Source organism: Butyricicoccus sp. AM78-15b2TA, assembly GCF_027665985.1.
In the GTDB taxonomy this organism is placed as follows: Bacteria; Bacillota; Clostridia; order Oscillospirales; family Butyricicoccaceae; genus Agathobaculum; species Agathobaculum butyriciproducens.
In genome coordinates this window covers 81,130-88,383 of record NZ_JAQEHY010000013.1, presented here as the reverse complement: position 1 = coordinate 88,383, position 7,254 = coordinate 81,130, and the positions used below count along the sequence as shown (strand labels likewise).

7 protein-coding genes are annotated in these 7,254 nt (G+C 56.2%); 2 read left to right on the top strand and 5 right to left on the bottom strand.

The annotated features are described in order from the left end of the window. Positions 1–1,080: acryloyl-CoA reductase electron transfer subunit beta (gene acrA / locus PGS25_RS11955; RefSeq protein ID WP_270418852.1), on the top strand; the 1,080-nt coding region annotated here is incomplete at its 5' end. A 74-nt stretch (positions 1,081–1,154) separates the two neighbouring features. Here acrA and PGS25_RS11950 read toward each other — a convergent pair. From PGS25_RS11950 to PGS25_RS11930, 5 genes are all read right to left on the bottom strand, one after another. Beyond that, entirely contained in the window at positions 1,155–1,559 is a 405-nt protein-coding gene (locus PGS25_RS11950) for a hypothetical protein (RefSeq protein ID WP_270385142.1), read from the bottom strand. 239 nt (positions 1,560–1,798) lie between these two features. Further along, positions 1,799–4,294, bottom strand: a complete 2,496-nt coding sequence (locus PGS25_RS11945; RefSeq protein WP_270418851.1) for an ATP-dependent Clp protease ATP-binding subunit — start codon at positions 4,292–4,294, stop codon at positions 1,799–1,801. A 137-nt stretch (positions 4,295–4,431) separates the two neighbouring features. Next, the gene (locus tag PGS25_RS11940; protein ID WP_270418849.1) at positions 4,432–5,433 is read right to left on the bottom strand and encodes an ATP--guanido phosphotransferase; all 1,002 of its coding nucleotides are present in this window, start codon (positions 5,431–5,433) and stop codon (positions 4,432–4,434) included. Then, complete coding sequence (locus tag PGS25_RS11935; RefSeq protein WP_116705280.1) at positions 5,430–5,975, bottom strand: UvrB/UvrC motif-containing protein; 546 nt, start codon at positions 5,973–5,975, stop codon at positions 5,430–5,432. Before PGS25_RS11935 ends, PGS25_RS11940 begins: the two co-directional genes overlap by 4 nt. A 62-nt stretch (positions 5,976–6,037) precedes the next feature. Beyond that, positions 6,038–6,493: a CtsR family transcriptional regulator gene (locus PGS25_RS11930; protein WP_118361133.1), complete on the bottom strand. Its 456-nt coding sequence runs from the start codon at positions 6,491–6,493 to the stop codon at positions 6,038–6,040. 317 nt (positions 6,494–6,810) lie between these two features. On the opposite strand from PGS25_RS11930, the gene PGS25_RS11925 reads away from it, so the two are divergent. Beyond that, complete coding sequence (locus PGS25_RS11925; RefSeq protein ID WP_110435960.1) at positions 6,811–6,981, top strand: DUF362 domain-containing protein; 171 nt, start codon at positions 6,811–6,813, stop codon at positions 6,979–6,981. The last annotated feature ends 273 nt before the right edge of the window (positions 6,982–7,254 follow it).

The window sequence follows — 7,254 nt, the reverse complement described above, 5'->3', positions numbered from 1 at the left end:
TCCGGCGTATGGGTATTCTGTGAGCAGCGCCAGGGCGAGCTGCAGCCGACCGTGCTCGAGCTGATCTCTGAGGCACGCAAGCTGGCAGACGACATGGGCACTGAAGTTTGCGGCCTGCTGCTTGGCGGCAAGGGCGTAGGCGAGAAGATGGCAAAGGAACTGGGCGCTTACGGCGCTGACAAGGTTCTGGTTTGCGAGAGCGACCTGCTCGATACCTACACCACCGATGCATATGCAAAGGTTCTGTGCGACACCGTTATGGCTAAGAAGCCGGAGATCCTGCTGATCGCCGCTACCAACATTGGCCGTGACCTCGGCCCGCGCTGCGCAGCTCGTCTGCACACCGGTCTGACCGCAGACTGCACCCACCTCGACGTAGACGTAGAGAAGTACGCTGCATTCCTGCAGGATGCTTCCACTCTGCCGCAGGCTCAGATCGATGCGCTGAACCGCGAGGACCGCAACCTGAAGATGACCCGTCCGGCATTCGGCGGTCACCTGATGGCTACCATTATCTGCCCGCGCTTCCGTCCGCAGATGGCTACCGTTCGTCCGGGCGTACTGAAGAAGGGCGAGTACAACGAGGCTAAGGCTAACGCAGTAGTTGTTGAGCCGGTAGCTTTCGAGCTGTCCGAGGCTGACATCAAGACCAAGGTTCTCGAGGTCGTTAAGGAAGCTAAGGAGCTGGTTGACCTGACCGGCGCTGAGGTAGTTGTATCTGTAGGCCGTGGTATCTCCAAGGACGTTGAGACCGGCATCAAGCTGGCTGAAGAGCTGGCTGGCCTGTTCGGCGGCGTTGTTGGTGGTTCCCGTGCTGCTATCGACTCCGGCTGGCTGTCTGCTGACCACCAGGTTGGTCAGACCGGCAAGACCGTACATCCGAAGCTGTACGTTGCTCTGGGCATTTCCGGTGCTATCCAGCATAAGGCTGGTATGCAGGATTCCGAGTGCATCGTAGCAGTTAACAAGTCTGATTCCGCTCCGATCTTCGACGTAGCTGACTACGGCATCTGCGGCGACCTGTTTAAGGTTGTTCCGATGATGATCGACGCAATCAAGGCTGCTAAGGAGTCCAAGTAATCAACTGAATATCGTTCAGATTTGATAGAAAAGCCTCTGTCCGATGGACAGAGGCTTTTTTGTGCTGTTTGGGTTCATTGTTCGGCGCCTACACTGGGATACTCAGGGTCGCGGTCAAGATAATATTCGACATGGTAAATCCCGTAATAGTCGTTTACGATTTTGCGGACATCTTCGACGTATTGATTTGTGGATGTGTCGCTGTATACGCCACGCAGTGTTTTATACGGGTTTTGCTCGAAAGTGGTGATATAGTCCTTGGTTGCAGCCGGAAAATAAAGCGATTGCTTGTAATGACCCGGCATGTGTGCCCCCTTGGATGCCATAAATGCAACACACTCCTTGTCTGGCAGGTCGGACAGCCGGATTCCGGTCTGCATATATTCCGAAACCGGCGGCGTGTTTTTGACCGTTACAGCCATAATCGCAATGGTAGCGAACAGCAGGACGAAAAGTGCTTTGATTCGTGCGCTTAACATGGTATCACCGCCTTGTCTGATATATATTTTATTATACTGTAAATCGGTTCGTCCTGAAAGTATAAATTTAGAGAAAACGATACCGTATCAAACGGTTTGCACAGACCACATCGTAGGGGAGCACGATTGCAAAGGATTCAGAAGGCATAATTGTTACGCTCATTATCCATTATCAATTCTGCACAAAAAAAGAGGTACGATTCTTACGAATCGTACCTCTTTCGCTATCCAGATAAGGATTATTCGTCCTTATTTTCGTTTTCTGCCGGAGCCTTTGCGTCCTTATGCGTCAGTACCAGCTTGTCGTCGGCGGCATCGAGCGTTACGCTGTCGCCTTTCTTGATCTTGCCCTCAAGGGATTCCTCGGCAACAAGATCCTCGACCTCGTTGGTAACAGCGCGGCGCAGCGGGCGGGCACCGTAAACCGGATCAAAACCAGCCTTGGCAAGGTGCTTCTTGGCAGCCTCGGTCCAATCCATGGTGATCTCCATATCCTGCATGCGGGCAGCAACCTTGCGGAGCATGCCGTCGGCAATCTGTGCAATCTCGTCCTCATTCAGACGGTTGAACACGATGATGTCATCAATACGGTTGAGGAATTCCGGACGAACCGCGGTCTTGAGTTCCGCCATAACGTCGGCCTTGATCTGCTCAAAGGTGCGCTCTGCGGCGTTCTCCGGCTGGCCATCCGCAAAGCCGAGCGACTTGCGGCCGCTGCCGGTGATCTTCTGTGCGCCGATGTTGGAGGTCATGATGATGATGGTATTCTTGAAGTCTACATGGCGGCCCTGACCGTCGGTCAGGATACCATCTTCAAGGATCTGCAGCAGGATGTTGAATACATCCGGGTGCGCCTTCTCGATCTCGTCGAACAGGACAACCGAGTACGGATGACGGCGAACCTTCTCGGACAGCTGGCCGCCCTCATCGTAGCCAACGTATCCCGGAGGCGAACCGATCATACGAGAAACGGCGTGCTTCTCCATATATTCGGACATATCAATGCGGATCATGGCGTTTTCATCACCGAACATCGCTTCGGCCAGTGCCTTGCTCAGCTCGGTCTTGCCGACACCGGTCGGGCCGAGGAACAGGAACGAACCGATCGGGCGCTTCGGGTCGCGCAGGCCGACACGGCTGCGGCGGATTGCCTTAGCAACGGCGGTTACAGCCTCGCTCTGACCGATGACACGCTGATGCAGCGTATCCTCGAGGTGCAGCAGGCGCTGACCCTCGTCCTCGGTCAGCTGAGCAACCGGAACACCGGTCCAGCCGGAGATAACGGCTGCAATATCGTCCTCGGTGACAGCACCGTGCGACTTGGTCTGCTGGTCAGCCCACTCCTTCTTGCGAGCCTCCATCGCTTCGCGCTTGGACTTCTCCTCGTCACGCAGCTTGGCGGCGTTCTCAAAGTCCTGACCCTTGACGGCTTCTTCCTTCTTTGCAGCAACGGCGGCAATTTCGTCCTCGAGCTGCTTCAAATCCGGCGGAGTGGTCAGGCTGGACAGGCGAACGCGGGAGCAGGCCTCATCAATTACGTCGATTGCCTTATCCGGCAGATAACGACCGGTTACATAGCGGACAGACAGCTTGACAGCGGCTTCAATGGCCTCGTCCGGAATCTTGATGCGGTGATGTGCTTCGTACTTGTCGCGCAGCCCCTTCAAAATCTCAACGGCATCCTCGGCGGACGGCTCGTTGATCTGAACAGGCTGGAAACGACGCTCCAGAGCGGCATCCTTCTCAATATTCTTGCGGTACTCGTCAAGCGTGGTTGCACCGATGACCTGTACCTCACCGCGGCTCAGTGCCGGCTTGAGGATATTCGCAGCGTCAGCTGCGCCCTCAGCCGCACCAGCGCCCATCAGCATGTGCATCTCATCAATGAACAGGATGGTGTCCTTCTTGGCGGTCAGCTCTTCGATGACCTTCTTGATGCGCTCCTCGAACTCGCCGCGGTACTTGGTGCCTGCGATCATGCCGGTCAGGTCGAGCGAGATCAGGCGCTTGCCCTTCAGGGTCTCCGGTACGTCGCCGGAAACAATCTTCTGAGCAAGACCCTCAACAACGGCGGTTTTGCCGACGCCCGGATCACCGATCAGCGCCGGGTTGTTCTTGGTGCGGCGGGACAAAATTTGGATGACACGCTGAATCTCCTTGGAGCGGCCGATAACCGGGTCCAGCTTGCCCTCCTTGGCAGCGGCGGTCAGGTCGCGGCCGAACTGGCTGAGCGCGTCCTTGCTGTCAGCGCCGCCGTTTGCAGCAGTGCCAGGCTCGCCGGAAACGCTGTCCTGTACGCCGCCGAGCGCTTCATTCAGCTTCTCGACAAGGATTTGCGGGGTGATCTTCAGATTAGCAAGCGCGGTCAGAGCCACATTCTGGCCTTCGCGCAGGATGCCGAGCAGCAGATGTTCGGTGCCGACATAGCCGGTGCCCATCTCGTTCGCGGACTGTACGGACAGCTCTACAATGCGCTTGGTGCGCGGCGTCATGCCCTGCGGCGCAGTGGAATCCGGGGTGCCGCGGCCGGACAGCTCCTCGATCTGATGAACGAGAGCTTCGTCGGTCACGCCTGCGGCAGTGAGTGCCTTGGCGGCCGGGCCGCCGCCTTCACGCAGCAGGCCGAGCAGCAGGTGCTCCGAGCCAATGTAGCTGTGGCCGAACGAAGCGGCCGCTTCCTGTGCAAGCGTCAGTGCCTGACGGGCACGCTCGGTAAAACGGTTTTGATAGAACATAAATAACACTCCTTTCAGAGTAGGAAAATAGCTTGATTTAGGGGTCAAACGTCCTCGCAGGGGCGCACAGTGTGCGTCCGGATTTCAGCATCGTGGTTGGAGTGGGCGCACACTGTGCGCCCCTGCGGGACAGGTGATTAGTTGAATTGAATAGGCTTTGTCGCTTCACGCAGGATTTCCGCGCGCTTCTTATCGCGGTCCTGCGGCGCGCCGGTCAGCATAGCCGGACGGATGCGCTCCTCCAGTGCGTACAGCTTCTGCGCGTCCATGCCGGACAGGAAACCCATCTGCAGACCGATCAGCACATCGGAAATGCACTGTACGGCTTCGCTCGTGTCGATGAGGTAGGCGCTCTTCATCGTGCCTGCTGCGCGGTAAATGCGGTCGCGCAGTGCGGGTTCATTCTGGCTGCGCACCTGCTCGCGCGCTTTCTTCTCTGCGTCGATGATGGTGGTTGCCGTTTCTACCAGCTTGTCGGTCAGCTCTGCGGCAGACACACCGAGAGTAACCTGATTGGACACCTGATAGAATCCGCCGACCGCCTGCGAGCCTTCGCCGTAGGTGCCGCGAACGGCACAGCCGCGGCTGCCCGCGTAGCCAATGATGCGGTCCATCTGCTCGGTTGCGGTCAGCATCGGCAGATGCAGCATGATGGAGGCGCGGAGACCGGTGCCGATATTAGTCGGGCAGGCAGTCAGGTAGCCGAGGCGCTCGTCATACGAGAACGGCAGCGCCGCTTCGATGAGCGAAGCTACACGGTTTGCGGTTTCGAGACATTCCTTCGGGCAAAGGCCGGTGCCGATGACCTGCAAACGCAGATGATCTTCCTCGCCGACCATGATGGACACGCCACTGTCCTTGGAGACAATCAGCCAGCCGCCGTTCTGCGCCAGCTCGGGGGAGATGAGGTGTTCCTCGACCAACTGAGAGGCTTCTGTCGAACGGGGGATGATCTGCTTCTTGTCAAACTCCGGACCGATGGTCGGGTTTTCTTTCAGTGCAGCGAATACCTTGTCAGCAATTTCACTGTGCTGCTGTTCGGTCAGACGGAACGAATAGCCCTTGATATTTCGTGCAAGGCGGACGCGGCTAGATGCAGCCAGACCGGTAAAGCCGCCGTGAATCTCAAACATACTCATTTCTGTTCACCCTCCATTCTGCGGATCTCATCGCGCAGGCTTGCTGCGCGCTCGTAATCTTCGCTTTCAACTGCCGCTTTCAGCTGTGCCTTGAGGTCAGCCACCGGATCAGCCTTGGGCTGTTCGGGCGCCGCCGGTGCCGTGCCGATATGACGCGTTGCACCGTGAATCTTCTGTACATACGGATTCAGAATATCCGCAAAGGTGGCGTAGCAGTCCGGGCAGCCGACGCGGCCGGTGCGGCGCAGCTCGCTTTCGGTCATGCCGCAGGTCGGGCACTTGCGCTCGGTGCCGAGCATGGTAGCGGTCGGAGCCGCTTCGCCCAGCATGTCATTCCACAGGCTGCCAAAGCCGCCGCCGAGGAACGAATGAAACGGATCGCTCCAGAAGTGGTTCATCGACTGAAATGCGTTTTCAAACGCACCGCCGAGGTTTTCCTTCTGTGCACATTCCGGACACAGGTGCATCTCACGGGTGACACCGTTTACGGTTTCCTTATAATACATGGTAGCTTCATTCTTGCCGCATTTTTCGCATTTCATAAGTCAAAACTCCTCTCTGAGAGATTATATAGTATAATGTAGTGTTTACGAAGAAAAGGGCATCACGTTGTTGCAACGCCCATGACTGCGCATCGGAAAATCGCGGAACGCAGTCTGTCGCGGTCGGTTTTATCAACCTCCGCCAGCGCACCGTCCGAGCAGGCGGACAGCAGCAGCTGACCTTCGCGCTGGGTAAGCAGCTCAGCGGAAACGAGTGCGCGTGTCAGACGCGCCGCGTCGTTCTGGCTCAGCCGTCCGCCGATACCGCGTGCCGCTTCAAGCAGCGTGCGCTGCTTGTCATCCAGCAGACGGATAATGCGGATGAAACCGCCGCCGCCGCGCTGGCTCTCAACCAGATAACCATGCTCCGGTGTGAAGCGGGTCTCTATCACATAATTGATTTGACTCGGTACGCACGAAAACCGGTCAGCAAGGCTTTTGCGCTGCAGCTCAGCAACGCCGCCGCCGTCTGACAGCATCTCACCGATGAAGTCGGCGATCACATCGGACATTTTCATGGTGTTTCACTTCCTTCCGGGGAAGGCACTCACTTATCTGACCTTCCCTGATCATTGTCTATATTGTATATCCGGAGACGTCTAAAATCAAGAGAAAAATTTGACCATTTCTGACTATTAAAGAGAGGTAGATAAGGCTAACCATGGGTTTTCTCACTATATCGCTTTGAATCACGATTTTTCTCGGTTTTTCATAAACTGACCCAAATTGTGTACTATGATAAAAGTTACCAAAGACTAACCACTTGTTTTTGTTGCTTTTTTTAAATCTTGTGGTAAAATGATAATTGTAAAATACATTTGGAGGTGCAATACCAATGGCATATGTTATCGGTGGCGGCTGCATTATGTGCGGCTCTTGCGCTGGCGAGTGCCCGGTTGGCGCTATCGCTGAGGGCGACGGCAAGTACGAGATCAACGCTGACGCATGTGTAGATTGCGGTACCTGCGCAGGTTCCTGCCCGGTAGGCGCTATCTCTCAGGGCTAATTCCTGAACACATATAAAGCGAAGTACAAAACCCTGTTCCGTTCGGAATGGGGTTTTTACTTTTGCCTAAAACAGCAGAGCGGTCGCGCATTCTTGGCACCGAATGGCTGAGGTACGCGAACTGCGTAAGTGTGTTCGTCCTTTTCCGGGCAGCATCTTTTTCTGCACCGGAAAGCCGGGGTGCACGAACTGCGTCAGCGTGTTCGTCCCTAACGGGCGGAGAGTTTTTCGCTGAACCTCAGCAGGGAATTGCGCTCTGCGGAGCGCGGGAGA

Bases quoted from the DNA above. Each gene is read 5' to 3' on its own strand.
- PGS25_RS11950 (WP_270385142.1), bottom strand. From the start codon at position 1,559: ATGTTAAGCGCACGAATCAAAGCACTTTTCGTCCTGCTGTTCGCTACC.
- PGS25_RS11945 (WP_270418851.1), bottom strand. From the start codon at position 4,294: ATGTTCTATCAAAACCGTTTTACCGAGCGTGCCCGTCAGGCACTGACG.
- PGS25_RS11940 (WP_270418849.1), bottom strand. From the start codon at position 5,433: ATGAGTATGTTTGAGATTCACGGCGGCTTTACCGGTCTGGCTGCATCT.
- PGS25_RS11935 (WP_116705280.1), bottom strand. From the start codon at position 5,975: ATGAAATGCGAAAAATGCGGCAAGAATGAAGCTACCATGTATTATAAG.
- PGS25_RS11930 (WP_118361133.1), bottom strand. From the start codon at position 6,493: ATGAAAATGTCCGATGTGATCGCCGACTTCATCGGTGAGATGCTGTCA.
- PGS25_RS11925 (WP_110435960.1), top strand. From the start codon at position 6,811: ATGGCATATGTTATCGGTGGCGGCTGCATTATGTGCGGCTCTTGCGCT.